Raw genomic sequence first — 26,262 nt, 5'->3', positions numbered from 1 at the left:
CCCCCGATAGGCGCAATCGACGTTTACTTGGAAAAGTCGCTGGGATCGTAGGCTTCCCGCTGGCAGCCGTCGACGTTCACCGCCATACCCATGGGCGTTCCGGGGCACTGATCGAGATAGTCCGGCACCCCGTCGCCATCGCTGTCGATGGGGCAGCCCCGCTGGTCCACATCAATTCCCGGCGGTGTCTGCGGACATTGGTCGATATTGCTGTAAATCCCGTCGCCGTCCCAGTCTCTCGGGGCGACCTCATCTTGCCACTGATACCCGATGGCAAAGCTCAGGAAGCTGTCCATACCGCCTTCCTCAACCCCCTGGAACCCCCTCAGATCACCGCGGATCTGCCAGCGCGGTAGAAACTGGTATTTCACACCGGCGCCGAAGTTGACCATCGTCTGACGCTGGTGCCAGTCATCCGGGTAGCCGTAGGTATCCTCGTCGATTCGTAACTCGCCGACACCGGCCACCACATACGGCTGCCACAGATAATTGCCGCAGAACTGACCGGCAAACTGGTACATAAGGTCGAGGTGATAGTTCTGCACGCCGACGTCTTCGCGGGTGTCACGGACATTGACGCTGAAATAATCGTACACGCCTTCGATGGCCCAGCGGTCGGTAATGTTGTAGCCGAAGCCGATACCGCCTCCCGAGCTGTCGTCCAGCTCAAATCCGAAGTAGGGCGTGCCGTCGAGGCGCTGGTCGTCAAACCAGTACTGTCCGGCGTTAAGATAAAGATTGAGTGTCCCTTCCTGATCGGCCAGGGTCGGTCCGCTCAGCAGGAGCAGTGCACCGCCCAGTAGTAAGGCGCGCATTTGATTTGAGACGAGGGTGGGGCTTGTTGTCATTGTTGCTCCGGAGCATCCATTTACCGGTAGACAGAAGATAGCACAGCGGGCCGGGAGTTATTTCCTATCTGACCCGCGGTGTTTGTCGGCTTATTTCCTTTTGTAGAGCAGGTCCCAAACGCCGTGGCCCAGACGTTCGCCGCGGCGCTCGAATTTGGTCTGCGGTCTGAACGAGGGGCGCGGGGCGTAGCTGCCTTCGCCTTCGGTGTTTTCCAGCAGTTCTTCGGCTTCGAGTACTTCGAGCATCTGTTCGGCGTAGTTTTCCCAGTCGGTGGCCATGTGCATCAGACCGCCGGGCTTCAGTTTGCTACACAGGAGTTTTACAAACTCGGGCTGTACGATGCGGCGTTTGTTGTGCTTCTTTTTGTGCCAGGGATCGGGAAAATACAGTTGGAAGCGGTCGAGGCTGGCGTCAGGAATACAGTCGTTGAGCACGTCGATGGCGTCGGCCATGTAGACGCGCAGGTTTTTGACTTCAGATTTGCCGGCGTTGTTGATCAGGCGACCGACCCCGGGCGGGTGGACTTCGATGCCAATAAAGTCTTTGTCGGTTTCGGCTTCGCTCATTTCCAGCAGGGAGTCGCCCATGCCGAATCCGATTTCCAGTACTACTGGCGCTTCGCGGCCAAAGATTTCTTTCGGGTCAATGGCGCCGTCGTACAGGGACAGACCAAACGGGCCCCAGTAATTATCGAAGGCCTTGCGCTGGCCCTCGGTCATACGCCCGCCACGAATCACGTAGCTACGGATGGATTTCTTTTTGAATTCGGTGCGGTAGGGGAAGTCTTCTTCCTCGTTACCTGGTTCGTTGTTGGGTTCTTCTTGCATCTCTTACCTCTGAGCTCCGCAGCTTTTTTTGGGTGCTCCGTAGCTGGTGGTGGGGCGGCCCAGCACCGGGTATGGGGTTTCAGAACCGGGCTAGGCGCCCCCCTGTGAATCCATCCCTGGGCGCTGCGGCGGCGACGTCCCTGTCGCCGACGCTTCTGAAACCCCATACCCGGCACTTGGCCTTCAATTCGTATTTCTGTGTTTTTACCGCCTTTGGTTGGCGATTATTTTCCGTAATTCAAGGCGGCGACAAATAGTGCTATCCAGCCACCGATCAGCAGGGTGCCGCCCAACGGGGTGATGGGACCCAAAATTCTGGGACCGCCGAAGGTCAGGCCGTAAAGGCTGCCGGAGAAAAACAGGATGCCGATAGCAAACAGGGCACCGCTTACAACCAGTGAGGTTTTTGCGCCGATCTGATGAATCAATACCGCCACAGCGATCAGGGTCAGGGCGTGAATCATTTGGTAGTGCACACCGGTTTTATAGGCTTCCAACAAGTTTTCCGCGACTTTGTCGCGCAGACCATGGGCCCCAAACGCACCTAGAACCACACCGGTGCCACCAAAAAATGCGGCGAGCAATAAATACAATTTAGCCATCGTTATTCCTTTCGTTCTGGCTTACGAAGAGCAGCAGTCAAAATTGAAGGGGAGGTACCGGGTATCTGTTTTCGGAAGCGTCGCAAACAGGAAGTTTGCGCCGCAACGCCCAGGGATGGGTTCACAGTGGTTCCGAAAACAGATACCCGGTGCCTCACCGCCACCAGACCAGCTTCAAGGCGAATCCCACTAACCCCGAACAAAGCCCCCATACGAAAAAACCGCGCCAGTAGCGCGGTTCTTGAATCCGGTCAGTGAGAAGGCTGTCAGGCCTCCATCGCCACCCGGACTTTTTTCATGGCGTTCTTTTCAAGCTGGCGGATTCGCTCAGCGGAAACACCGTACTTGTCGGCCAGCTCGTGCAGCGTCGACTTGGACTCGCTCAACCAGCGCGCCTCGATGATATCGCGGCTGCGGTCGTCCAGCTGTTCCATCGCGGCGGTCAGGTTGTTCACGCTGGTTTCCTGCCAGTTATCGTTTTCCAGCATGGTGGCCGGATCGTAACGGCGGTCTTCCAGGTAGTGGGCCGGCGCTTGCCACGCGGAATCTTCGTCGTCGTCCACGCCGGCATCAAAGGCCGCATCGTGGGCCGCCAAGCGACCTTCCATATCGTGTACGTGCTGCACATCCACGTTCAGCTCAGCGGCAACGCGCTTGGCCTCATCGTTGGTCAGCCACGCCAGCTTCTTCTTCTGGCCACGCAGGTTGAAGAACAGCTTGCGCTGCGCCTTGGTGGTGGCGATCTTGACGATGCGCCAGTTGCGCAAGATGAACTCGTGAATCTCCGCCTTGATCCAGTGCACCGCAAAGGACACCAGACGCACACCCTTTTCCGGATTGAAACGCTTCACCGCCTTCATCAGGCCCACGTTACCTTCCTGAATCAGGTCGCCCTGGTTCAGACCGTAGCCGGAGTAAGACTTGGCAATGTGCACAACAAAGCGCAGGTGAGACATGACCAGCTGACGGGCCGCCTCGAGATTTTCGTGATAGTAGAGATCTTCCGCGAGCTTCTTTTCTTCCTCGGCGGAGAGTACCTCAAAGCCGCTGACCGTCTGGATGTAGGCGTTCAGATTGGCGCCCGGCGACAGTGTGTGAATCGGCTGTAAACTGGTTCCCATTCAGGATTCTCCTCGTAACTCAGGTTGCCCCGCTTGGCACTTGCTGCTTGGACTCTTTCTTACCAAGACCAGTAGTTTGCGGCGGCTTGCTCTTGCGGCCCTGAACTGAGCACTTTCAAACGAACAGCGATCAGTTTTTAAGCGGCACCGGGAGAGCAAAGTTGGCCACAGTTTAGCACCCGCACCGGGAAATGGAACCCCGGCTGCAGGAGGCCGGCAAACCGCGCCAGCCCTTGATTTCCGGGTGATTAGAGCGATTATCCACAGGGGAAGTTCCGCGCTTTACGATTCTTGACTGACCATTCGGTCAACCTCTGTTTTACACCCCAAAATATGAAGTAAACCCCGTCATACCGGCGCAGGCCGGTATCCAGTGCAGAGTTTGAGCATCGTGGGATTCTGGATCCCGGCTCGAGGCCGGGATGACGAGGCGGGCACTAGCGAGGTTGAATCGCGGAAATATGCCGCGCCACGGCCAGCCAGGCGCCGGTCAGCCCCAGCAGGGCCGCGCCTCCGGCGAGGCCAATGAGATAGGTAAAACCGGGGCCATCGAGGCGGAAGCCACTGCCGTAGAGGTTCGCCAGCCCGCTCACCGGCCCCGCCAGCAACCAGACCCCAATGCTCACCAGCAGCCAGGCAATCAGCCCACCGACGAGGCCATACACCAACCCGGTATACAGGAAGGGCCGGCGCACGAAGGCGTCCGTCGCCCCCACCAGCTTCACCACCAGAATCTCGTCCCGGCGGTTCTCGATATGCAGGCGGATACTGTTTACCACCACCAGCAGCACCCCCAGCGCCAGCAGAAATGCCAGCCCCAGGCTCATACGGCGGCCGAGTTCGGTGAGATTCGCCAGCCGCTGCACCCAGGCCATATCCAGCACCACCGAGTCGGTCAGCGCACTCTCGCGCAGGCGCTCGGCCAGAGACTCCAGCGCAGCACTGTCGGAACCCCGTGGGCGCACCAGCAACACCGCCGGCAACGGGTTGCTGTCCATTCCCAGCAGCGCATCCCCGAGCCCGGACGCCTGCTGAAATTCCGCCAGCGCCTGCTCCGGAGAAATGTACGTCACCTGCGCCACCAGTGGATCACCGCGCAGATCGTCCGCAAAGGACGTGACCGCACTCTGCTTGGCGCGCTTGTGTAGGAACACCGAAATCTGCGGTTGCCCATCCCAGCCGGCCACCGCCTTCTGGAAGTTAGTCAGCCCCAACTGCAGTGCCGCCGGCAGCGCCAGCGCAATGGCAATCACCAGCGCCGTCATACCGCTGGACATGGGCGAGGCAAAAAAACGCACCCAGGACTCCCGCCACATCTCCCGGTGATGATCCAGCCAGCTGCCGAAGCGGTCACCCACACCGGTGCGCGCGGTCACCGCGCCGGTAGAGCGGGCGCGCTCGGGGGCTTGCGGTTGGGTTCTTGCGGATGAAGATTTAATACGCTGGTTCACGGCTCGGGTATCCGTCGTAGATCAATTGGCCCTGCTGCAGGGTCAGCACCCGCTGGCGCATGCGCGCAATCAGCTCCAGATCGTGGCTCGCGATCAGCACCGTGGTGCCCACCCCGTTGAACTGCCGGAACAGATTCATGATCTCCTCCGACAACTTCGGGTCCAGGTTACCGGTTGGCTCATCCGCCACCAGCAGCGCCGGCTTATTCACCACCGCCCGCGCAATACCCACTCGCTGCTGTTCACCGCCGGAGAGCACAATCGGATTCTGCTTCTCCTTGTGCAACAACCCCACCTTGTCCAACGCCGCCCGCACCCGCCGGCCCACCTCACGCTTACTGCAGCCAGACACGGAAAGAGGCAGCGCCACGTTATCGAACACGGTGCGATCGAATAGCAGCTGGTGATTCTGGAACACGATACCGAGGTTGCGGCGGTAGTAGGGGATCTGGCCATTACGCAGCCGATTCAGATTCTGGCCGCCAACGATGATGCTGCCGCGGGTAGGGCGCTCGATGGCGGTGAGCAGTTTCAGGAGGGTACTTTTACCGGCGCCAGAATGACCGGTGAGAAACACCATCTCCGCGCGATCGATCTCCAGACTGACCCGCCCCAGCGCATCCTGGCCGGACTCGTAGCGTTTATTGACGTTATCAAACTGGATCATGAGCGCGTTTTTGTTGTTTTAGTTTCTTCGAGAGCGCGTCTATTGCACTTCGGTTTAATGCGAAGGCGCTGATAGCGGGTATAGCCTTGCAAGACCTTCCAGTGCTATCACCCCTGAGCGCGATTAAACAGCGCCGCCACAAAGTCTTTGGCCACAAACGGCTGCAAGTCCTCTGCCTGCTCCCCGACACCGATAAAGCGTACCGGAATCCCCAGCTTCTGCGCCAGCGCGAAAATCACCCCGCCCTTGGCCGTACCATCGAGCTTGGTCAGCACCAACCCCGTCACCCCGGCAGAATTCTTGAAGGTCTCCGCCTGAGACAAAGCGTTCTGCCCGGTGCCCGCATCCAGCACCAGCAACACTTCATGGGGCGCCGAATCATCCAGCTTGCCCATCACCCGGCGCACCTTCGACAACTCCTCCATCAGATTGGACTTGTTGTGCAGGCGACCCGCGGTATCCGCAATCACCACATCCACACCCCGGGACTGGGCAGACTGTATCGCATCAAAGATGACAGAGGCGCTATCGGCCCCCGTATGCTGGGCCACCACCGGCACATTGTGGCGCTGGCCCCACACCTGTAGCTGCTCCACCGCCGCCGCACGGAAGGTATCACCGGCCGCCAACATCACCGACTTGCCCTCGTTCAGGAAGCGGTGCGCCAACTTGCCAATGGTCGTCGTCTTGCCGACACCGTTCACGCCCACCACCAGGATCACAAACGGCTTATTCGCCTGATCGATGGCCAGCGGCGCTTCAACCTTGTCCAATAGCCCAGCCAGCTCTTCCTGCAGCGCGGTGTACAGCGCCTCGCCATTGGACAGCTCGCGGCGGGAAACCCGCTCGGTCAGACGATCGATAATCTCGGTGGTGGCGTCTACGCCCACGTCCGCCATCAGCAGCTGGGTCTCCAGCTCCTCCATCAGATCTTCGTCGATCTCCTTGGCGCCCAGGAACAGGTTGCCCATGCCCTCGGCAAACTGGCTGCTGGTGCGGGACAGACCGCGGCGGATACGGGCGAAGAAGCCTTCTTTCTTGGGCTTTTCCTGTTCTTTCGTAGGAACTGGAGAAACTGGTTCTTCCGGCGCGGCGGCAACAGACGCTTCGGGAGCAGGTGGCGCTTCCACCGCAGCCACCGGATCAAACCCGGATTCCGGGGCCTCTTCCGCCGACAGGGTTTCACCCTCGTCCGCCGCCACCGGCGTCTCTTCTTCCACTGGCTGCTCTACGGCCTCCTCGGCCGGGGCATCTGCCTGCAGGTTCTCCGGAATCTCAAACTCGACCTCATCCGCTGTCTCTACCAGCGGGTTCTGGGCCTCCGTCGAGGGTGTCGCCTCCTCGGCGGCCTGGTCCTCGGGCTTCTTCTTGCGCAGAAAATCAAAAATCATCGGGTGTGGATTCTTCGAAGGAAAAGGGTGACTGGCGAATACCGGCTGGCAGCCGGCCCTGGAAAGGCGCTAATCTTAGCACCGCTGACTGTTTAGCACACAGTTGCCCGTCTCTAATTGCCGCTGTAACGATTTTTCCGGACTGCCAATGCCCAGAAACCGCCGCCCCCGACCTAACGACAGTGCTCGCCCGTCGGCAGCATCGCAGTTGCGCATCATTGGCGGCCGCTGGCGCGGGCGCAAAGTGGCCTTTGCCCCCATTGAAGGACTGCGCCCCACCGGCGACCGGCTGCGGGAGACGCTGTTCAACTGGCTGCAGTTTCACCTGCCCGGTGCTCGCTGCCTGGATCTGTTTGCGGGCTCCGGCGCGCTGGGCCTGGAGGCCCTGAGCCGCGGCGCCGCGCAGGTCGACTTTGTGGAGCTGAATCGGGGAGCCGCGCAGATACTGAGGCAGCAGCTGGATCTACTGGAAGCCGAGGGCGCACAGGTGCACAACTGCCCGGCGGAGGTGTACCTGAGCCAGCCCGCCGAGCCGTTTGATGTAATCTTTGTCGACCCGCCCTTCGCCAACGACCTGTGGACAGCAGCCCTGACGGGTCTAGTGGAGGCCGGCTGTATCGGTGAGGACACCCTGATCTACGTGGAATCCCCGCGGAATACCCAGGTTCCCGCGCCTGCAAACTGGCAGCTGGAAAAGGAAAAGCAGGCCGGGCAGGTTTGCCTGCGACTTTTTAAAGCCAGCTGATGCAAAATTTCGCGCGTGAATCCCGAACATTCACCCGAGTTTGACGGATTTTCCCCGGACTTTTTGAGAGCGGGGGCTAAATTGTTTAAGATGCGCGTCCCTTCTGGCCGGCAAGGCGAATTGGCTTATGAAAAAAGTGGTTTATCCGGGTACTTTCGACCCCATCACCAATGGTCACATGGACCTGGTTGAGCGTGCCTGCCGCATGTTCGATCACGTGGTGGTCGCCGTTGCCGCCAGCACTCGCAAGAATCCGCTGTTCACCATGGAAGAGCGGGTGGAACTGGCCCAGCAGGAGCTGGCCCACCTCAACAATATCGAGGTGATCGGCTTCGACATCCTGCTCGCCGATCTGGTGCGCCAATTGGATGCCCACGGTGTAGTGCGCGGCCTGCGTGCGGTATCCGACTTCGAGTATGAATTCCAGCTCGCCAATATGAACCGCCAGCTGGCGCCGCAGATGGAAAGCCTGTTCCTGACCCCGGCGGAGCACCTCTCCTACATTTCCTCCTCACTGGTGCGCGAGATCGCCTCCCTCGGCGGCGACGTCACCAAGTTCGTCCCCCCCGGCGTCCAGAAAGCCCTGCAGGAAAAATACAGCCGCTAAGGCCCACCGTCGATTGTCAGCCTCGGCGCTGGCAGTCTGATACACTCGGGCGATTCCAGTCATTTTGGATCGCCCAGTGAAACGTATTCCGCTTCTCTCCCTCATTCTTTCCACCGCCCTGTCCGGTCAGCTGCTTTCCAGTCTGCTGATAGCCACGGCGAGTGCCGCTGTGCCCGGCACCCAAGCCGAGCAAACGGAAGTACAGCCGGAGATCGCTACCGGGCGCACGGAAATCAAATCTGCCACTGCCGAGTCCTATATGGCGGTCACCGCCAACCCCCACGCCTCCGATGCCGCCGCCAAGATGCTCGCCAAGGGCGGCACCGCGGTGGATGCTGCCATTGCCGCACAACTGGTACTCGGTCTGGTGGAGCCGCAATCCTCCGGCATCGGTGGCGGTGCCTTTATCCTGAGCTACCGCGCCGACGACAAGAAACTCTACTCCTACGACGGCCGCGAAACTGCGCCCATGGCGGCGGACGAAAATTACTTTATTCAGGACGGCAAACCCCGCGGCTTTCTCGAAGCGGTAATCGGCGGTTACTCCGTAGGCGTGCCCGGTGTGATGCGTATGCTGGAGCTGGCCCACAAGCGCGACGGCAAACTGCCGTGGAAGGCGCTGTTTCAGCCGGCGATTGCGCTTGCCGAAAACGGCTTTGCCATATCGCCCCGCCTTTACCATCTGGCGGACCGGATGCCGCGCGTCGCGGTGCGCCCGGCCATCAGCGAATACCTGTTCGGCAAAGAAGGCGAGCCGCTGCCCGTTGGCCATATCCTGAAAAACCCCGAGTACGCCGCCACCCTGAAATTGCTGGCGGCCAAGGGTGCCAAGCCTTTTTACGAGGGTGAGATTGCCGAGGCCATTGTCGATGCAGTGCGCGACGATCCCATCAACCCCGGCGTGATGACCCTGAAAGATATGGCCGACTACCAGGCCAAGGTGCGCAAACCGGTGTGCAGCGAATTTTTCGAGTATGAAGTGTGCGGGGCCGCGGCGCCGTCGTCCGGCGGCACCACCGTCGGAGCAATCCTCGGTATGTTGCAGCATATTCCCATGGAAAAGCTGGACGTCGGCAGTGCGGAACTGACCCATCTGTTCGTGGAAGCCTCCGAACTGGCCTTCGCCGACCGCAATACCTACTCGGCGGACAGCGACTTTGTCGAGGTGCCTACCGATGAACTGGTCGCGCCGCACTATCTGGCGCAGCGGGCCAAGCTGATCAACCTGGAAAAAGCTATGCCGGCGCGCTCAGGTGCACCGGGAGAACTTTCCGGCAAACATATTGAAGCCAAGTCCCCGGAAATGCCCAATACCAGTCATCTGTCCATTGTCGATCAGTACGGCAATGCTGTGAGTATGACCACCAGTATTGAAACCGGATTTGGTTCGCGCCTGCTGGTCAAAGGTTTTCTGCTCAACAATCAGCTCACCGATTTCTCCTTTGTACCGCGCAATGCGGAAAAGGAGCGGGTCGCGAATCGTGTACAACCGGGCAAGCGCCCGCGCTCGTCCATGTCGCCCACCATCGTCTTCAACAAGGACGGCAGCCTGCGCATGGTTGTCGGCTCCCCGGGCGGATCGCGGATTATTGATTACACTGCACGTACCATTCTCTACCATCTGTCCAAGGGCATGCCGATTGCCGAGGCGATACACGCGGGCAATATCGGCGCGATTGGCTATCGGGTGGAAGTGGAGCCGGACACGCTGACGGATACCGAGCTGAAAAAGCTCGAAGCCCTGGGTCACAAGGTGGTGCGCAAGGAATTGAACAGCGGTATTCACGGTATCGCACTGAAAGACGGAGCGCTGTATGGCGGCGCAGACACACGCCGCGAAGGCAGTGCCGTCGGGCGCTAAAAGTTCACGAAGAGGCTCGCAACAAACCGGGTATCAACAGAGGTAAATCCACATGGCCAATCCCTGGCTACTGCTACTGATTGCCGGAGTACTGGAAGTGGGCTGGGCCATCGGCCTCAAGTACACCCAGGGCTTCAGCAAGCCGTTGCCCAGTGTGCTCACCATTATTGCCATGATCGCGAGTTTCTATTTCCTCGCACAGGCATTAAAGACGATTCCCGTTGGTACCGGCTACGCAGTGTGGACCGGCATTGGTGCGGTAGGCACTGCGATTCTTGGTATTGCCCTGTTTGCGGAATCCACAGCTTTGCCGCGGCTGCTGTGTATCGGCCTGATTGTGGCCGGCATTGCCGGACTCAAACTCACCTCGCCGGTTTAATTTCACATCTAAGACCTTCCCGGCAACCACAGATAGTTGGTGGGATCATCCGGGCAGGGGCCAACGCCACACTCCAGCAGTGTGGCTATTAGCGTAACCAGCAGTATCGCGAGAAAACTGTACACCGCCAGCCTCCCCAGCCATCCCGGTGTGCGCGGTACATCGGCGGCCTCCTTCAGCTTCATCTGATCAAGCAGTAACAACCCACCGAGAAACAGCCCCAGCGCAAAAAAGCCCAGCAGCGCCCAGGTGTAAAAATGAAGCCCGAGAAATGGTGAACCAAAACCAGGATCACCGGGAGCGATGTGCAGCAGAACCTGGCGCGCCGACGACACCATCCCCGCCAGCACCGACAGAATCGCTATGCCGTAATGGGCCGGGCGACTACCAAAACAGACGTTCAGCATCAGACCGAGCCCGGCCATGGCAAAGGCAACCCGCTGCAGCAGGCACAATGGGCAGGGCAGTTCGTGCAGCACAATCTGCCAGGCAAAGGCGAACCAGAGTACCCCGCTAATTCCGAGCAGGGCGAGAGCGTTCAGACAATCGGTCCAGCGGCGCAGACCAAGCAATTGGTGAATCACGGCGCAGGTCTCCGGTGGCGTTACAGGGAAATGTTCAGGCTCGACGTCATATGGTAGAAGCACCAGGCCACATAGATAGCCGCGGTAATCCCCCACCAGACCATGGCGGTACAACGGTGCCCACGCCAGGCGAACCAGGCGGAGATGAGTGCCGTGAGTAAGGGCAACATCATAATCATGGAAATGCGTCCGATGAGAATATCGGACTCAAATTTAGGGTGGGTGCAAATGGATTCCCAATCAGTGCTGGCAGCGGGGGCAGAAGAAGGTGTTTCGTTGTCCGATGATCTGCTCACGGATGGTACCGGGGCAGCGAGGGCAGGGGTGGCCGGCGCGGCCGTAGGCGTTGAGTTGTTGAGCAAAGTAGCCGGGTTTGCCGTCACCGCCGACGAAGTCCTTGAGGGTGGTGCCGCCCTGTTCGATGGCGGCGGCGAGGACGGTTTTGATGGATTCCACTAACCGCTCGTAGCGCGGGCGGGAGATTTTGCCGGCGGGGGTCTGCGGGCGGATGCCGGCCATAAACAGGGCTTCCGACGCGTAGATGTTGCCGACGCCGACGACGATACGACCGTCCATGATGAAGGTCTTTACCGGGGCTTTGCGGCTGCGGGAGGCGCTGAACAGGTGGTCGCTGTGAAATTCATCGCTGAGGGGTTCGGGGCCCAGATGGGCGATGAGTTCGTGATCGGCGATGTCTTCGGTTGTCCACAACAGGGCGCCGAAACGCCGGGGGTCGTGGAAGCGCAGGCGCTGGCCGCTGTCGAGGAGCCAGTCGATATGGTCGTGTTTTTCCAGCGGCAGTTTGCCGTCGACGATCCGCAGGCTGCCGGACATGCCCAGGTGCCAGATGGCGAGGCCTTTATCGGTTTCCACCAGCAGATATTTTGCGCGGCGGTCCAGGCGCTGAATCCGGGCACCCTGAATCTTCTCGGCAAAGTCCGCATCCACCGGCCAGCGCAGGCTGTGCTGGCGGATCTCACACAGCTTTACCTTTCGGCCTTCCAGATGGGGGGCCAGGCCGCGCTTGGTAGTTTCTACTTCAGGTAGTTCAGGCATCGTTTTGGGTTCCGGGCAACCACTAGCGAGTCCAGTGGCGGTCATGGTGCCGGTGGAAGTTTGCGGGACACGCCGTAAACCCATCCCTGGGGGCTCGGCTGCGGCCATCCGGGCCGCAGACGGTCCCGCAAACTTCCACCGGCACCACGACCTTCGATTTGCAGATTTTCACTTCGATCAGACACAAAAAAGCCCGGAAAACCGGGCTTTTTCGCGAACTCGTCAGGCAATCAATTACTTGATTTTGCCTTCCTTGTACATAACGTGCTTGCGAGCAACGGGATCGTATTTTTTGATCTCCATTTTCTCAGGCATGTTGCGCTTGTTCTTGTCAGTGGTGTAGAAGTGGCCGGTGCCGGCGCTGGAATTCAGGCGAATCTTGTCACGCATTGTTCTGTCTCCAATCTGCGGTTAAGCAGTAATTAAACTTTCTCGCCGCGCTTGCGCAGCTCTGCCAGTACGGTATCGATACCTTTCTTATCGATAATGCGCATACCTTTAGTAGAAACACGCAGTTTAACGAAGCGCTTCTCTGCTTCCACCCAGAAACGGTGGGACTGCAGGTTCGGCACGAAGCGACGCTTGGTGCGGTTTTTGGCGTGAGAAACGTTGTTTCCGGTTACCGGGCGCTTACCGGTTACCTGACATACCTTGGACATCTGATTAGCCTCTTAAAAACTCTCGTGCCCTCAGCTCGGCGGCGGGGCAAATGCAAAATTCGTTATCCAGCGGACCGCGGGATCTGTACAGAATCTGGCCCGGCCGCAAAGAGCGGCGTTTTATACCAGAACACCCTAGGTGGGGCAAGTTTTGACCAGCTTTTTTGCTGTCTGAGCAGCCACTTTGGGTTGGAGGCGTTAATCCCGCCACAATTCAGGGAATCGCACCCCGGCTACGTAGCGCCATCGCTCTGGGGGGAAGGCGGAGTGACAGGGGTGGGTTTTCGAAACCGTCGGCGACAGGACGTCGCCGCCGGAGCGCCCAGGGATGGGTTCACAGCGATTTCGAAAACCCACCCCTGGCGCTTCGCCGCCACGGCGGTGACTACGAAGTCCCTTATATAGAGGGAGCTAAATCAGCCCCCGCTCCGCAAAAGAACACCCTCCACCCTCTCCAACAATCAGGTGATCCAGCACCCGAATATCCACAAGCGCCAGCGCATCCTTCAGCCGCCCGGTGATATGAATGTCCGCCTGACTGGGCTCACTCACCCCGGAGGGGTGGTTGTGGGCGAGGATCACCGCTGCGGCTCCCTTACTCAGGGCCGCCTGTACCACCTCGCGGGGATATACGCTCGCTGCGTTCAAGGTGCCCTCAAACAACTCCTCATAGGCAATCACCCGGTGCTGGCTGTCCAGAAACAGACAGCAGAACACCTCCCGGGTGCGATGCCGCAACTGTGCGGATAAATAGTCACGCACCGCCTGCGGGCTGGTCAGCGCATCCGATCGCTTCAGATCCTCCGCCAGATGCCGGCGGCCCATCTCCAGTACCGCCTGCAACTGCACGAACTTCGCATCCCCCAGCCCCTTGCCGGCACAGAACGCCTTGCGCTCCGCCTCCAGTAAGGGCCGAAGCCCGCCAAAATCCGCCAGCAGCTGCCGCGCCAGATCCACCGCCGAGATACCCGGTAACCCTGTGCGCAGAAAGATCGCCAGCAGCTCCGCATCCGACAGTGCCGCCGCGCCTTTCGCCAGCAACTTCTCCCGCGGACGCTCCTCCGCCGGCCAGTCCGTAATCGCCATCTCCCCTCCCTGGGTAGAACTTATCAGTCAAAGTAAACGCTCGCTTCCCCTGCGAGCCCGCAACTACTGCGCATGGCCCATATGGCCACCGGCGCTAAGATGGTAATCTTACGCGCTCCCAGCGTTTCGGAAACACAGAATATGCCCAAATTGGCCGACAAACGGATACTGCTTGGCGTCTCTGGCGGCATCGCTGCCTACAAAAGCGCCGACCTGGTACGCAGGCTCCAGGATCAGGGCGCCCGCGTGCGCGTGGTCATGACCGCCGGTGCCCAGGAATTCGTGCGTCCGCTTACCTTCCAGGCCCTGTCCGGCAACCCGGTGCATACCACCCTGCTGGACCCGGCTGCCGAAGCCGCCATGGGGCATATCGAGCTGGCCAAATGGGCCGATGCGATTCTGATCGCTCCAGCGAGCGCCAGCGTGATGGCAAAGCTTGCCGCCGGCATGGCCGACGACCTGCTGTCCACCCTGTGTCTGGCCACCGAAGCACCGGTAGTACTGGCACCGGCCATGAATCAAGCCATGTGGCGCCACCCGGCCACCCAGGCCAATGCACAGACCTTGCAAGTCCGGGGCGCGACCTTGCTGGGACCGGACGCGGGCAGCCAGGCCTGTGGCGATGTAGGCCCGGGCCGCATGCTGGAGCCACTGGATATTGTCGAAGGGCTGGCAAATTTTCTGCAGCCCCCGCAGGTGCTGGCCGGTAAAAGAGTCACCATCACCGCGGGGCCCACCCGTGAGGCGCTGGACCCGGTGCGTTATTTAAGCAACCACAGCTCCGGTAAGATGGGTTTTGCCATTGCCGCCGCCGCAGCGCGTGCCGGTGCCGAAGTGACCCTGATTGCCGGCCCGGTACGGCTGGAAACGCCCAAAGGAGTGACGCGTGTAGATGTGGTCAGCACCGACGAAATGCTCGCCGCCTCTGAGAAAGCCGCCGACCGCTGCGACCTGTTTATCGCCGCCGCCGCGGTAGTGGATTTCCGCCCCGCAATCGTCGCAGACCAGAAGATAAAGAAAGAAGACGGCAACGACAGCGACGTACTGAGCCTGGTGAAAAATCCGGATATCGTCGCCACCATCGCCGCGCGCACCACCATGCGCCCGTTTGTGGTGGGCTTTGCCGCGGAAACGGAAAAAGTTGTGGAACACGCGAAGGGTAAGCTCGCACGCAAGAATCTCGACATGATTGTGGCCAACGACGTAAGTAACCCGGAAGGGGGCTTCAATAGTGATCGCAACGAGGTAACGCTGATCGACAAGAATGGCGAACAGCCATTGCCGCCTGCGCTGAAATCCGAGCTCGCCACAAATTTGATCGCACGCATTGCAGCACGTGCATTTCCGAACGAATAAATTACGAAACCAACAAGTACATAACAACACACAAGATTCAGAGCCCACAATAACTGAACCGTGGTCTGGGGAGACTGAAAAGTCGTGGCCGTACAAGCACAAACTCAAAACAAGCCTCTGTGGCACAGTGGCCTGACGCTGCCTGCTCTGCTCGCAACTGCCCTCTGGGTGGGCGGCGCGCACCTGCTGATGTCGAATGTAATTTCCAAGCACAATACAGACAGTGTGCGCGAAGCGGCACAGCAAAAAGCCGACAGCTATGCCAGACAACTGGAAATTTTTTTCGGCCAGCGGCAGCAGCAACTGAAAGACCTGCAGCCTCTACATAAATCTGCCATTCGCACCGGCACCAGCGCAGTTACTCAGGCATCGGTACAATATTTCAGGACCGACGAGCTGCAGGTGGGCACCGGGAAGCCGCCGCTCAATTTCGCTCTGGTGGATCTACTGAAGCGCAGCCAGGAGGATGGCGAACAGAAACCTGAATTCCTGCGCAATGAAGGAGACGAGTGGCAGCTTTACAGCGCGCGCCCGCAACCGGGGGGTGCATTGCTGGTCGCGCAGCCCTTCAGCGTATTCGAACGCGAACTGACAAAGCTGGACTCGACGCCAGGCAGTATCCAGATAGCACAGCAGTTTCCCGACGGCCCGGCGCGCCCGCTATGGAATTCGCCGGCGCAAGCCTCCGGTGGCGATGCCGCTTTCGCGCCGGTGCCCGGGAGCTATATAAAAGTATCGTTCACACCATCGACAATTTTCGCCACCAAGCACCGTATTCCGGGCCTGTGGATATATAGCGCTGCGCTCATTGGCCTGCTGGCCAGCCTGTTAGCCTTGCGCCAGCTGGTCCCCGCAGAGGGTGGCGCTGCCCCCTGGGAAAAAGCCGGACGCCACGGCAAGGCCACAACCAGAAACGGACTGCGTAAAGAAGACCTGGAAAAACCACCACAGGCGAAAGAGAACACCAGCACTGCGGTAGCCGCCGCACCTTCTCCAGCGCCGGCAGCCCCACAGGTGGAAGAGGCCTCTGCCAGCGACCTGATGCGCACCCCGAGCACCGAAATTCCCGCGCACGTATTCCGTGCCTACGATATTCGCGGTATCGCCGGCGAAGAAATCAATGAGCCCTTTGCCTATCAGCTTGGTCGCGCGCTGGGTACCATCGCCTTGCAGGCGGGACAGAAGTTGTTGCTGGTCGGGCGCGATGGTCGCAATAGCAGTGAGCTGCTGCGGGATTGCCTTGTTGAGGGCATTCTGGAGAGTGGCTGCAACGCCGTCGACCTCGGGCTGGTTCCGTCACCGGTACTCTATTTCGCCTGTGCCAAGGGCAGGAATGCCAATAGCGGCGTGATGGTTACGGCGAGCCACAACCCGGCGGAGTACAACGGCTTCAAGATCGTGATGGATGGTCGCCCGCTGGCAGATGACAAACTGCGGGAGCTGCAAGGGACGATGCAGAGCATCCAGGTTTCCAGCGGAAAGGGTAACCACAGTGCCCAGGACATCAGCGACACCTATATCGACGAAATCTTCAATGATGTAGCGCTGGCCGGGCAACCCAATATTGTGATTGATGCCGGTAACGGTGCCACCTCAACCCTCGCGCCGGCGCTGTTCGAGCAGCTGGGCTGCGCGGTGGAAACACTCTACTGCGAAGTGGACGGCAACTTTCCGAACCACGCACCTGATCCGTCGCGCCCTGAAAATCTGCAGGACCTGATTGCTGCGGTGAAAGGGGAGAGTGCGGACCTGGGAATTGCCCTGGACGGCGACGGCGACCGGGTAACGCTGATTACCGGCAGCGGACGTATCGTCTGGGCGGATCAGCTGGTGATGTTGTTGGCACGGGATATTCTCGCGCGCAACCCGGGCTCCGATATCGTATTCGATGTGAAGAGCTCCCGTGCGCTGGCAGACCTGGTCACCCAGTACGGCGGACGCCCGGTTATGTGGAAAACCGGCCACGCACCGATGAAGACCAAGATGCTGGAAACCGGCGCGCTGCTGGGCGGCGAACTGTCTGGCCATATTTTTATCAAGGACCGCTGGTACGGCTTTGATGACGGCATTTACGCCGCCGCACGGATCCTCGAGATCATGGCACTGCGCGAACAGAGCCTCGATGAATTACTCGATTCGTTACCGCAGATGGTGAACACACCGGAAATTCTGCTGCCGGTGGCGGAGGGCGACAAGTTTGCGCTAATCGAGCGCCTGCGCAGCGAAGCTAAATTCGAGGGAGCAGACCTCAACACCATCGACGGCCTGCGCATCGAGTTCGCCGACGGTTGGGGCCTGGTGCGCGCCTCCAACACCACCGCCGCACTGACCCTGCGCTTCGAGGCCGACGACGAAGCCGCCCTCGCGCGTATTCGCGAGCAGGTGGCCAACCAACTACAGAAAATCGACCCCTCTCTGGTGCTTCCCTAAGCACCAGGCGGCAGTCTCCCCAAGCAGTAAGGAAAACGCTATGTCCCTGGATCAGAAATCCGCCCTGCGCGTCGCACAGGTTCTCAATGAAGCGCTGCCGTATATCCAGCGCTTTATCGGCAAGACCGTGGTGGTCAAGTTCGGCGGTAACGCCATGGTGGACGAGGAGCTGCAGAACAGCTTCGCCCGCGATGTGATCCTGATGAAGCTGGTGGGCATGAATCCGGTGGTCGTGCACGGCGGCGGCCCGCAGATCGGCGATCTGCTGAACAAGCTCAGTATCGAGTCCCGCTTTGTGGACGGCATGCGCGTGACCGACAGCGAGACCATGGATGTGGTGGAAATGGTGCTCGGTGGCACCGTGAACAAACAGATCGTCAACCTGATCAACAAAAATGGCGGCCGCGCCGTGGGTGTGACCGGCAAGGACGGCCTGCTGATCCGCGCGAAAAAGCTGCGCCGCAAAGAGGAGACTGCCGGTCTGCACGCGTCGGAAATCATCGATATCGGCCATGTGGGCGAAGTGGAAAGTGTCGATACCGGCGTGATCGACATGCTGCTCAACAGCGATTTTATTCCGGTAATCGCGCCAATTGGCGTGGGCAGAGGAGGCGAGTCCTACAATATCAATGCCGACCTCGTGGCCGGCAAGATTGCCGAGTACCTGAAAGCAGAAAAACTGATGCTGCTGACAAATGTGGCGGGCCTGCAGGACAAAGAGGGAGAGGTACTCACCGGCCTTTCCACCCTGGAGGTTGACGGCCTGATCGCCGATGGCACCATTTACGGTGGCATGCTGCCGAAAATCGCCTGTGCGCTGGACGCGGTGAAGGCGGGTGTAACCTCCGCGCACATCATCGACGGCCGCGTGCCGCACGCAGTGCTACTCGAAATCTTTACCGATACCGGCGTCGGCACCCTGATCACCAACGCCAACCTGAGTGACAATGCGGATGATGATTGACCGACACCCTGCGTGATCTCTATCACATAACCGGTGTTAACGATCACTAACAATTGATGGCATGGCGTCGAATCGTTACGATTCTGGCGCCGGTTTACAGGCTTTCGGCGCAGTAATCTTTTTATTGTAAGAACGCGGGCTTCTGACACCCCAGCGCTGAAAAGCCACGCAACGAGACCAATACCGGCACAACAACAAAATCAGATCCCGGCTGAATACTCCGGGCAAAGGCAGTTCATGAGCAGCGAAAAAATCAATCGGCGCCAGCAGATCCTCCAGGCCCTGGCCCACATGCTGGAAGCCAGCCCCGGCGCCCGCATCACCACTGCGGCACTGGCCAAAGAAGTGGGATTCTCCGAGGCGGCGCTGTACCGTCACTTCCCCAGCAAATCCAAAATGTTCGAAGGTCTTATCGAATTTATCGAGGAGACCATATTCAGCCGCATCAAGCTGATCATGCAGGACGAGCCCAGCGCACTGGCGCGCTGCCAGAAGATCCTACACCTGTTGCTGGCCTTTTGTGAGCGCAACCCGGGCATTACCCGCCTGCTTACCGGCGACGCCCTGACCGGTGAAACCGAGCGCTTGCACGGCCGCATCCTGCAGCTGTTCGACCGTCTGGAAACCCAACTCAAGCAGATTCTCCGTGAAGCGGAGCTCCGCGAGCAGTTGCGCCCGGCGATTCCGTTGACTGCCGCCGCCAACCTGCTGCTGGCCAGCGCCGAGGGGCGCATCGTTCAGTACGTAAGAAGTGGTTTCAAACGCAAACCGACGGAGCACTGGACGGAGCAGTGGCCGGTACTGGTTGCGGGATTTTTCCGGGAAAGCGCACTGGCTGCGCAAGGGTAAGGTAAGAATCGGGAGAGGACAGCGAGCCGGCTGAATCAATCGTCAGTTGCCGGCTATTTCCTGGTAGCGGTTGGCAGCCTGGTCGAACTCGCTGTTGATTGCTACCGCTTCTTTTTCACGCAATGTCAGACGCTCGTTGACCACACTCACCTCCTTGCGCAGGTTTTCAATCCGCTCAAGCAGTACTGCAGCAATGGTACCGCCATTGCGCTGGGTACGCGCGGCGACCGACTCTTCGCTCTCGATCTGTCGATTGAGCGAGGTCATATTAGAACGCAGGATCGCAATATCCTGCTGCACAATGGCAAGTTTGCGCTTACGCGCAGATTCGATGTCGGCGAGGCTGTTATAGCGCTTCAGCAACTGCAGGTCCGCTTCCTTTTGGGCTTCGCGACGTTGCTTTTCCTCCAGCTCCTTGCCTGAAAGCTCAGGAGCCACCACCTCCAGCACACGCCCGGTAGCGGTTAGCACCTCGTAACCACCGGCCACATAACGGGGAGGCACCACATCGTCCAGCACCTGAACGCCGTGTTCGTTGGTATAGCGGTACAGCCTCTTGCCGTCCCACCCCGAGTCTACAGCTCCGACATCCATTGTCAGAAGAGCGCTGGCCATTGCCAGCGCGATTGCGGTTTTCACACCTGCCTCATTTTTTGTTCACTCTAAACGCCACTCGTTGATCAAAGATACTCCCGAGCACCGAGGGTTTGAGAGTACCCCACAACTAGTCCGGTGTAGTTAGCCCCATAGGGTTAATTACGTATTCCTACCCGCCTAACCTTCAGCGGAAACACCGTACTTCTGGCGATAGCCAATAATCCGCTGCAGCAACTCGTCGCTGGCAGCTTCCGACTTAAGATAAGAAATAATATCGTCCAGTTCCACAATCCCGATCACAGGAATACTGTATTCCTGCTCAACCAGCTGAATCGCGGACAGATCCGTATCGTCGTTGGCCTTCTCCTGCCGGTTCAGACCGATCACCACACCCGCGGGCTCGGCACCTTCGGCCTGAATGATCTGCATCACTTCGCGCACCGCTGTTCCGGCCGTAATCACGTCATCGATGATCAAAACCTTGCCTTTCAGCGGCGCACCCACTAAGGTTCCGCCCTCGCCGTGGTCCTTGGCCTCTTTCCGGTTGTAACAGAAGGGTTTATCAACCCCTTTCTGTGCCAGTGCCACCGCGGTCACCGCACCCAGCGGGATGCCTTTGTAGGCCGGCCCAAATATGACATCAAACTCCACTCCAGAGGCAATAATCGCCTCCGCGTAGGCATTGCCCAATGCGGCGAGCGCCGCACCGCTGTGGAAACGGCCGGCATTAAAGAAATAGGGGCTTTGGCGCCCGGATTTCAGCGTAAAATCCCCGAAACAGAGCACATCGTGCTCCAGGGCCAGTTGTATAAAGTCGCGCTGGTACTGCTGCATGGCAATTTGATAACTATTGGCTAAGGTGAAGGAAGGTCCCCACGGAAAGGGGAGCGGCAATCGAAAAATGTTCAGACGAATAACGACTGCAATTTTACACAGTCCGCTGGTAAGGGGCTAATAATGCGAATAGTGAGCTTGTCCGTTGATGGTGTGCACCAGGCTGCGCAGCGCGGACTCTATGATTGGCTGGCGGAACAGGACGCAGACATCATCTGTCTCCAGGATCTCCGTTCACTGGAGCCGGAGCTGGATCACCCCATCTTCCATCCGGACGGTTACTACAGTTATTTCTTTGATTCCGGGACCCCCCATGAAAATGGCGTGGCCATATATACCCGTGCCCAGCCGAAAGCGCTGATTTACGGGATGGGCTTTGCCAATGGCGTGGATATGTACGGCCGCTACCTCCAGGCAGACTTTGAGCGCCTGAGCGTTGGCTCCCTGCTGGCGCCCGTTGCCAGGGATGAGGCCTCGCTGGAAGTAAAAGTCCAGTTCTTCGACGATATGCAAGCCCATCTGGCCAAGATAAGCCGCAAGCGCCGGGATTTTATTTTCTGTGGAAACTGGGGCATGGCACACCGTCGCGCCGATGTGCAGAACTGGCAGGACCATCAGGACACTCCCGGATTCATGCGCCACGAACAGCGCTGGTTTGACCAGCTGTTCAACGATATCGGCTATATCGATGCCTTCCGCCGGGTGGTGAAAGACGCGGATGAGTTTACCTGGTGGCCGAGCGGCGAACCCGGCAAGGGCGACGGCTGGCGCACGGATATGCAGATCGTGTCCCAGACCCTGAAAAACAAGATTGAATACGGCGCCATCAACAAGAACGTCAATTTTTCCAGCCACCTGCCGGTGATCATGGATTACGATCTGGAAGTGTAGCTTTCCGTTACGCGATACCAAGATGCAAAAAGGGCCCGCTGGAAATCCAGCGGGCCCTTTTTGTATGGCGATCGCAAGTAAACGCCGGGGACCTATTCCGCCAGCGCCTTCTTCTGCAGTTCCACCAGCTCTTTAATACCGGCCTTGCCCAGCGCCAGCATCTCCGCAAACTGATGCTCGGTAAAGGGCGCACCTTCGGCGGTACCCTGTACCTCGATCATGCCGCCGTCTTCCGCCATCACCAGGTTCATATCGGTATCGGCATTGGAATCTTCCGGATAATCCAGATCGAGCACCGCAGCGCCGTCATAAATACCCACCGAAATTGCCGCCACCATGTTTTTCAGCGGATCGGTGGCGATCATTTTTTCGCGCTGCATATAGCGGATGGCATCCACCAGTGCCACGCACGCTCCGGTAATCGACGCGGTGCGGGTACCGCCGTCGGCCTGGATGACATCGCAGTCCAAAGTGATCTGGTGTTCACCGAGGGCCTTCAGGTCCACGGCTGCGCGCAGTGACCGGCCGATCAGCCGCTGGATTTCTACCGTGCGGCCACCCTGTTTGCCGCGCGCCGCCTCCCGGCCCATGCGCGAACCGGTAGAGCGTGGCAGCATGCCGTACTCAGCGGTAATCCAGCCGCTGCCCTGACCGCGCAGAAAACGCGGCACTTCCGCCGCCACCGAGGCATTGCACAGCACTTTGGTGTCACCGAATTCCACCAGCACCGAGCCCTCCGCATGCCGGGTATAGTTGCGGGTGATGCGCACATCGCGCAGTTGTTCCGGTTTGCGGCCGCTGGGTCGCTGCATAAAGCACCTCTGATTAATCGGGAATTGTAAGAAAAGTGTGATGGTTAACTTTCAAGGCCCGGCATTATAGCCATCTGAGCACACAATCACCCTGTGCTATGCTTTGCCGCTGTTTTTTCACCCCTGATCTCAACGCATTTCCGGAGTACGGCAATATTATGGCCAACAACAAAGTGCGCAGCATGACCGCCTTCGGGCGCGCGGAAGTCAATTATTCCACCGGCACTGCGGTGTGGGAGATGCGCTCCGTCAATCATCGCTACCTGGAGCCTCACTTCCGCCTGCCGGAAGCCGGCCGCGCACTGGAGCCAAAGTTACGCGAATTGCTACGCAAATCCCTGAATCGCGGCAAGGTGGAAATGACACTGAACCTGAAGCCCAGCAGCGGCGAGGTTGCGGGTATCAAGGTCAATCAGGCACTGGTGGAGGAACTGGTCAAGGCCGCCGCTCAGGTCGCTCCCGACAGCCAGCCCCTGAACCCGCTGGAAGTACTCAAGTGGCCGGGCGTCATTGCGGAAGCGGAGACCGATGCGGAAGAGCAGGCCGGTGCCATTCTCGACGGCTTCAGGCAGGCACTCAAACAGGTTGTGGATAACCGCGAACGGGAAGGGGCGGAGCTCGCCGGTTTCATTGAGGCGCGCATCAAAGGTATCAATGAGCAGGTCACCACCGTGCGTGCACTGCTGCCGCAGATTCTTCAGAACCAGCGCGAGAAGCTGAAAGGTCGCCTGGAAGAGCTACTGGAAGAAATCGACAAGGACCGTATCGAGCAGGAAATTGCCCTGCTGGCGCAGAAGGCCGATGTCGATGAAGAACTCGACCGCCTAGAAGCCCACATCACCGAAACCCGTCGCGTGCTCAAAAACGGTGGACCTATCGGCCGCCGCCTGGACTTCCTGATGCAGGAGTTTAACCGGGAAGCGAATACGCTTTCGTCCAAAGCGGTGGTCACCGACACTACCCAGGCCGCAGTGGAACTGAAAGTGCTGATCGAGCAGATGCGCGAGCAGGTGCAGAACATCGAATAATCCGCTGATGTCCCGCAAAAGCCCCAATGCCGCCGACAGGAAAGTGGCGCTGCTGATCGCCAAGCAGTGGCCAGAACCCGCCTCTACGGCTGCCGGCAGGCGCACTCTGGATATTCTCGAGCTGCTTCACGAGGCGGGCTATCAAATAGAAATTGGTAGCCCAGCGCAGCCCACCCCCTTCCAGGCGAGCACCGGATTTGGCGAGCACCGGATCGATGTGAACGAATCCAGTTTTGACACCTGGGTACGCGCACTGAAACCCACCCTGGTGATTTACGACCGCTTTATGATGGAGGAGCAGTTTGGCTGGCGGGTGCGCGAGCAGTGCCCGAATGCGCTCACCCTTCTCGATACCAGCGATTTCCACAGCCTGCGCGAGGCGCGCCACCAGGCGCTGAAGAGCGGCCAGCCGGTAAACCTGTTCAACGCGAGTGCCGAGCGCGAAATCGCCGCCATGGCGCGCTGCGATCTCACCATCATGATTTCGCAGGTTGAAGTGGATTTGCTAAAGCAACATTTCTGCCTGCCGGACTGGCAACTGCACTACCTGCCTTTTCTGGTGCGGGAAATTCCGGACTTTTCCGCTCTGCCCGGCTTTGCCGAGCGCCAGCATATGGCGATGATCGGCGGATTTAAACACGCGCCCAATCGCGACGCGGTGCGCTGGTTGGCCGAAGATATTTGGCCAACGCTGCATTCGCTGCTACCGGGTGTAGAGTGCCATGTGTACGGGGCATATGCCGATCATGCCATGCAGCAATTTCACAAACCTGGGGCAGGGTTGCGGATTATCGGCCGTACCGACGATGCGCTCGCAACGCTCTCGCGCTATCGCCTGAATCTCGCCCCGTTGCGATTCGGGGCGGGGCAAAAAGGAAAGATTCTCGACGGCTGGCTTTCCGGCACACCCACCATCACCACGCCCATCGGTGCGGAATCCATGGCATCACCGGATGCCTGGGGCTACGCGTTATCAGATGGTCCGGATCAATTTGCAGAAATCGCCGCGCGTATCTACCAGCACGAGGCAGACTGGCTGGCGGTGCGCGAAGCCAGCGCTCGGGCGCTGCATACGGGATTTTCCCATGCATCCCACGCGCAGGCGTTTATCGAACGCATCGAGTCCACCACCCACTGCCTCGAAGCGCATCGCAATCGCAATATGTGGGGGCGTATTCTGAGAAGAACCGAACATCGCGCGGAAGAATTCATGAGCCGCTGGATCGAAGCAAAAAACAAATTGCCCGGTGCCAGTTGACCCGAACGCTCGGTTTATATTTTCCATGTGATCTCCATGCCACTCTCACGCCCAATTACCATCATCGCCGTAGCTCAACTGTTGGGCACGTCGCTCTGGTTCAGCGCGAACAGTGCCGCAGATTCTCTCGCAGTGAGCTGGCAGATTAGCGCTACCGATATGGGCTGGCTGACCAATGCCGTGCAGTGCGGTTTTATTCTGGGCACGTTGATACTCGCCCTCGGCGGCATCGCCGACCGCTTTCGCGCAAGCCAGATTTTTATCCTGAGCGCACTGGCAGGGGCGCTGTTTAATGCCTGCTTTGCCTGGCTGGCGGACGGTTTGACCAGTGCATTGGTGTTGCGTTTTTTTGTCGGGGTTTGTCTTGCGGGTATTTACCCCATGGGCATGAAATTGATCGTGAGCTGGGAGCCGCAGCGAGCCGGTGTGGCGCTGGCGCAACTGGTGGCAATGCTTACCCTCGGCACCGCCTTGCCGCACGGCATGCGGGAAATCGGTGCAGGGGTGCCGTGGCAGTGGATCATCAGTGCTTCATCGGTGCTGGCAGTAATTGCCGCTGCTTTCATTCACCGCCTTGGAGATGGTCCACACCTGCCACAACCCACTTCAGCCGCTCTTCCACAGCCGGAACATCGCGGGTTCAGCCAGCCAGCGGTGGTACAGGCTTTCCGTATTCCTCAATTTCGGGCCGCCGCCTGGGGTTACTTCGGCCATATGTGGGAACTTTACGCTTTCTGGGCGATGGTTCCGCTACTGGTTTCAAGCACGGCTTTATTCGAGCAGTTTCCGGCACTGGGAATTCCCGGGCTATCCTTCGGGATTATCGCCGCTGGCGCACTGGGTTGTGTTTTGGGCGGGATACTTTCGCGAAAATTTGGCAGCGCACCGATTGCCATGGGTGCACTTGCAACCTCAGGTTCTTGCGCACTGCTTTTCGTTTTGCTCTGGGACAGACTACCCGCACTCTGGTTGGCGGTGTTGCTGCTGATCTGGGGTGCCACGGTGATTGCGGACTCGCCGCAGTTTTCTGCACTCTCCGCCACCGCCTGTCCCGGTGAAATCGTCGGCGCAGCGCTGGCCATTCAGAACTCCATTGGATTTGCCATTACGGTCATTTCAATCGCTGGTGTCAGCACACTTTTCGAGTTGAGCGGACCCCAGGCAATCTGGTTGCTGCTACCCGGTCCGATATTCGGCCTGCTGGGCTTCACGCTTACCATGCGGCAAACCGCGCGCTGAATTCGAATTACCTTGTACACCTGACCGAAAATCAAATCGGTGCCAGGCGCCGAGACCTCCATCACACCCCTCCCCCAATGGGTTACGATCGCACCAATTAAGACCTAATTTTGGCGCGA

28 protein-coding genes are annotated in these 26,262 nt (G+C 59.1%); 12 read left to right on the top strand and 16 right to left on the bottom strand.

Translation table 11 applies throughout. The features are described from left to right. Positions 1-23: 23 nt before the first annotated feature. The 7 genes from ACYX4K_RS15735 to ftsY all read right to left on the bottom strand — a co-directional run bounded on the left by ACYX4K_RS15735 (position 24) and on the right by ftsY (position 6,647). The gene (locus ACYX4K_RS15735) at positions 24-848 is read right to left on the bottom strand and encodes an outer membrane beta-barrel protein (protein ID WP_475091205.1); all 825 of its coding nucleotides are present in this window, start codon (positions 846-848) and stop codon (positions 24-26) included. Between the two features lie 90 nt (positions 849-938). Further along, positions 939-1,676 (bottom strand): tRNA (guanosine(46)-N7)-methyltransferase TrmB, encoded by a 738-nt coding sequence (trmB, locus tag ACYX4K_RS15730; protein WP_475091206.1) that lies wholly within the window; start codon positions 1,674-1,676, stop codon positions 939-941. A 224-nt stretch (positions 1,677-1,900) separates the two neighbouring features. Continuing rightward, complete coding sequence (locus tag ACYX4K_RS15725; RefSeq protein ID WP_475091207.1) at positions 1,901-2,278, bottom strand: DUF423 domain-containing protein; 378 nt, start codon at positions 2,276-2,278, stop codon at positions 1,901-1,903. A 266-nt stretch (positions 2,279-2,544) separates the two neighbouring features. Then, the gene (gene rpoH, locus ACYX4K_RS15720) at positions 2,545-3,399 is read right to left on the bottom strand and encodes an RNA polymerase sigma factor RpoH (protein ID WP_226703451.1); all 855 of its coding nucleotides are present in this window, start codon (positions 3,397-3,399) and stop codon (positions 2,545-2,547) included. A gap of 437 nt (positions 3,400-3,836) precedes the next feature. After that, positions 3,837-4,850 carry a permease-like cell division protein FtsX gene (gene ftsX, locus ACYX4K_RS15715; protein ID WP_475091208.1) on the bottom strand — a complete coding sequence of 338 codons (1,014 nt, stop codon included), beginning with the start codon at positions 4,848-4,850 and terminating at the stop codon, positions 3,837-3,839. Then, complete coding sequence (ftsE, locus tag ACYX4K_RS15710; protein WP_475091209.1) at positions 4,834-5,517, bottom strand: cell division ATP-binding protein FtsE; 684 nt, start codon at positions 5,515-5,517, stop codon at positions 4,834-4,836. The genes ftsX and ftsE overlap by 17 nt, the downstream gene beginning before the upstream one ends. Positions 5,518-5,624: 107 nt before the next feature. Then, complete coding sequence (gene ftsY, locus ACYX4K_RS15705; protein WP_475093903.1) at positions 5,625-6,647, bottom strand: signal recognition particle-docking protein FtsY; 1,023 nt, start codon at positions 6,645-6,647, stop codon at positions 5,625-5,627. Between the two features lie 409 nt (positions 6,648-7,056). Between ftsY and rsmD the strand changes: the two genes are divergently transcribed. The 4 genes from rsmD to sugE all read left to right on the top strand — a co-directional run bounded on the left by rsmD (position 7,057) and on the right by sugE (position 10,500). Beyond that, positions 7,057-7,653, top strand: a complete 597-nt coding sequence (gene rsmD, locus ACYX4K_RS15700) for a 16S rRNA (guanine(966)-N(2))-methyltransferase RsmD (protein ID WP_475091210.1) — start codon at positions 7,057-7,059, stop codon at positions 7,651-7,653. 127 nt (positions 7,654-7,780) lie between these two features. Beyond that, a complete protein-coding gene (gene coaD / locus ACYX4K_RS15695) occupies positions 7,781-8,260 on the top strand; it encodes a pantetheine-phosphate adenylyltransferase (RefSeq protein ID WP_475091211.1) in 480 nt (159 codons plus the stop codon). Positions 8,261-8,336: 76 nt separating this feature from the next. Continuing rightward, a complete protein-coding gene (gene ggt, locus ACYX4K_RS15690; protein ID WP_475091212.1) occupies positions 8,337-10,121 on the top strand; it encodes a gamma-glutamyltransferase in 1,785 nt (594 codons plus the stop codon). Between the two features lie 52 nt (positions 10,122-10,173). Continuing rightward, positions 10,174-10,500 carry a quaternary ammonium compound efflux SMR transporter SugE gene (sugE, locus tag ACYX4K_RS15685; protein ID WP_475091213.1) on the top strand — a complete coding sequence of 109 codons (327 nt, stop codon included), beginning with the start codon at positions 10,174-10,176 and terminating at the stop codon, positions 10,498-10,500. An 8-nt stretch (positions 10,501-10,508) separates the two neighbouring features. Here the strand turns inward: sugE and ACYX4K_RS15680 are convergent, their stop codons facing one another. From ACYX4K_RS15680 to radC, 6 genes are all read right to left on the bottom strand, one after another. Next, positions 10,509-11,084, bottom strand: a complete 576-nt coding sequence (locus tag ACYX4K_RS15680) for a disulfide bond formation protein B (protein ID WP_475091214.1) — start codon at positions 11,082-11,084, stop codon at positions 10,509-10,511. 20 nt (positions 11,085-11,104) lie between these two features. Next, a complete protein-coding gene (locus ACYX4K_RS15675) occupies positions 11,105-11,263 on the bottom strand; it encodes a DUF5993 family protein (protein ID WP_475091215.1) in 159 nt (52 codons plus the stop codon). A 61-nt stretch (positions 11,264-11,324) separates the two neighbouring features. Further along, positions 11,325-12,140 (bottom strand): bifunctional DNA-formamidopyrimidine glycosylase/DNA-(apurinic or apyrimidinic site) lyase, encoded by an 816-nt coding sequence (gene mutM / locus ACYX4K_RS15670; RefSeq protein ID WP_475091216.1) that lies wholly within the window; start codon positions 12,138-12,140, stop codon positions 11,325-11,327. 234 nt (positions 12,141-12,374) lie between these two features. Further along, on the bottom strand, positions 12,375-12,530 hold the full coding sequence (gene rpmG / locus ACYX4K_RS15665; protein WP_043319942.1) for a 50S ribosomal protein L33: 156 nt from the start codon (positions 12,528-12,530) through the stop codon (positions 12,375-12,377). A 32-nt stretch (positions 12,531-12,562) separates the two neighbouring features. Next, positions 12,563-12,799, bottom strand: a complete 237-nt coding sequence (gene rpmB, locus ACYX4K_RS15660) for a 50S ribosomal protein L28 (RefSeq protein WP_010132080.1) — start codon at positions 12,797-12,799, stop codon at positions 12,563-12,565. A 411-nt stretch (positions 12,800-13,210) separates the two neighbouring features. After that, positions 13,211-13,885: a RadC family protein gene (gene radC, locus ACYX4K_RS15655; protein WP_475091217.1), complete on the bottom strand. Its 675-nt coding sequence runs from the start codon at positions 13,883-13,885 to the stop codon at positions 13,211-13,213. Between the two features lie 141 nt (positions 13,886-14,026). On the opposite strand from radC, the gene coaBC reads away from it, so the two are divergent. The 4 genes from coaBC to slmA all read left to right on the top strand — a co-directional run bounded on the left by coaBC (position 14,027) and on the right by slmA (position 19,484). Then, positions 14,027-15,241, top strand: a complete 1,215-nt coding sequence (gene coaBC, locus ACYX4K_RS15650; protein WP_475091218.1) for a bifunctional phosphopantothenoylcysteine decarboxylase/phosphopantothenate--cysteine ligase CoaBC — start codon at positions 14,027-14,029, stop codon at positions 15,239-15,241. Between the two features lie 84 nt (positions 15,242-15,325). Next, on the top strand, positions 15,326-17,671 hold the full coding sequence (locus tag ACYX4K_RS15645; RefSeq protein ID WP_475091219.1) for a phosphomannomutase/phosphoglucomutase: 2,346 nt from the start codon (positions 15,326-15,328) through the stop codon (positions 17,669-17,671). Between the two features lie 40 nt (positions 17,672-17,711). Further along, positions 17,712-18,635, top strand: coding sequence for an acetylglutamate kinase (gene argB / locus ACYX4K_RS15640; RefSeq protein WP_475091220.1), 924 nt, complete (start codon positions 17,712-17,714; stop codon positions 18,633-18,635). Between the two features lie 237 nt (positions 18,636-18,872). Continuing rightward, positions 18,873-19,484 carry a nucleoid occlusion factor SlmA gene (gene slmA, locus ACYX4K_RS15635; protein WP_475091221.1) on the top strand — a complete coding sequence of 204 codons (612 nt, stop codon included), beginning with the start codon at positions 18,873-18,875 and terminating at the stop codon, positions 19,482-19,484. 42 nt (positions 19,485-19,526) lie between these two features. Here the strand turns inward: slmA and ACYX4K_RS15630 are convergent, their stop codons facing one another. Continuing rightward, on the bottom strand, positions 19,527-20,123 hold the full coding sequence (locus ACYX4K_RS15630) for a hypothetical protein (protein ID WP_475091222.1): 597 nt from the start codon (positions 20,121-20,123) through the stop codon (positions 19,527-19,529). Between the two features lie 135 nt (positions 20,124-20,258). After that, entirely contained in the window at positions 20,259-20,915 is a 657-nt protein-coding gene (gene pyrE / locus ACYX4K_RS15625; protein ID WP_475091223.1) for an orotate phosphoribosyltransferase, read from the bottom strand. Positions 20,916-21,038: 123 nt separating this feature from the next. On the opposite strand from pyrE, the gene ACYX4K_RS15620 reads away from it, so the two are divergent. Beyond that, positions 21,039-21,806, top strand: coding sequence for an exodeoxyribonuclease III (locus ACYX4K_RS15620; RefSeq protein ID WP_475091224.1), 768 nt, complete (start codon positions 21,039-21,041; stop codon positions 21,804-21,806). A 92-nt stretch (positions 21,807-21,898) separates the two neighbouring features. On the opposite strand, the gene rph is transcribed toward ACYX4K_RS15620, so the two are convergent. After that, a complete protein-coding gene (gene rph / locus ACYX4K_RS15615) occupies positions 21,899-22,618 on the bottom strand; it encodes a ribonuclease PH (RefSeq protein ID WP_475091225.1) in 720 nt (239 codons plus the stop codon). Positions 22,619-22,776: 158 nt separating this feature from the next. Between rph and ACYX4K_RS15610 the strand changes: the two genes are divergently transcribed. The 3 genes from ACYX4K_RS15610 to ACYX4K_RS15600 are packed head-to-tail and all read left to right on the top strand — an operon-like array spanning position 22,777 to position 26,143. Further along, the gene (locus ACYX4K_RS15610; protein ID WP_475091226.1) at positions 22,777-23,646 is read left to right on the top strand and encodes a YicC/YloC family endoribonuclease; all 870 of its coding nucleotides are present in this window, start codon (positions 22,777-22,779) and stop codon (positions 23,644-23,646) included. 7 nt (positions 23,647-23,653) lie between these two features. Further along, complete coding sequence (locus ACYX4K_RS15605; protein WP_475091227.1) at positions 23,654-24,904, top strand: glycosyltransferase; 1,251 nt, start codon at positions 23,654-23,656, stop codon at positions 24,902-24,904. A gap of 36 nt (positions 24,905-24,940) precedes the next feature. Further along, a complete protein-coding gene (locus tag ACYX4K_RS15600) occupies positions 24,941-26,143 on the top strand; it encodes an MFS transporter (RefSeq protein WP_475091228.1) in 1,203 nt (400 codons plus the stop codon). Positions 26,144-26,262 lie beyond the last annotated feature (119 nt).

This window comes from Microbulbifer sp. ABF4_107 (assembly GCF_056312215.1).
This window is presented reverse-complemented; position numbering and strand designations above follow the sequence as displayed.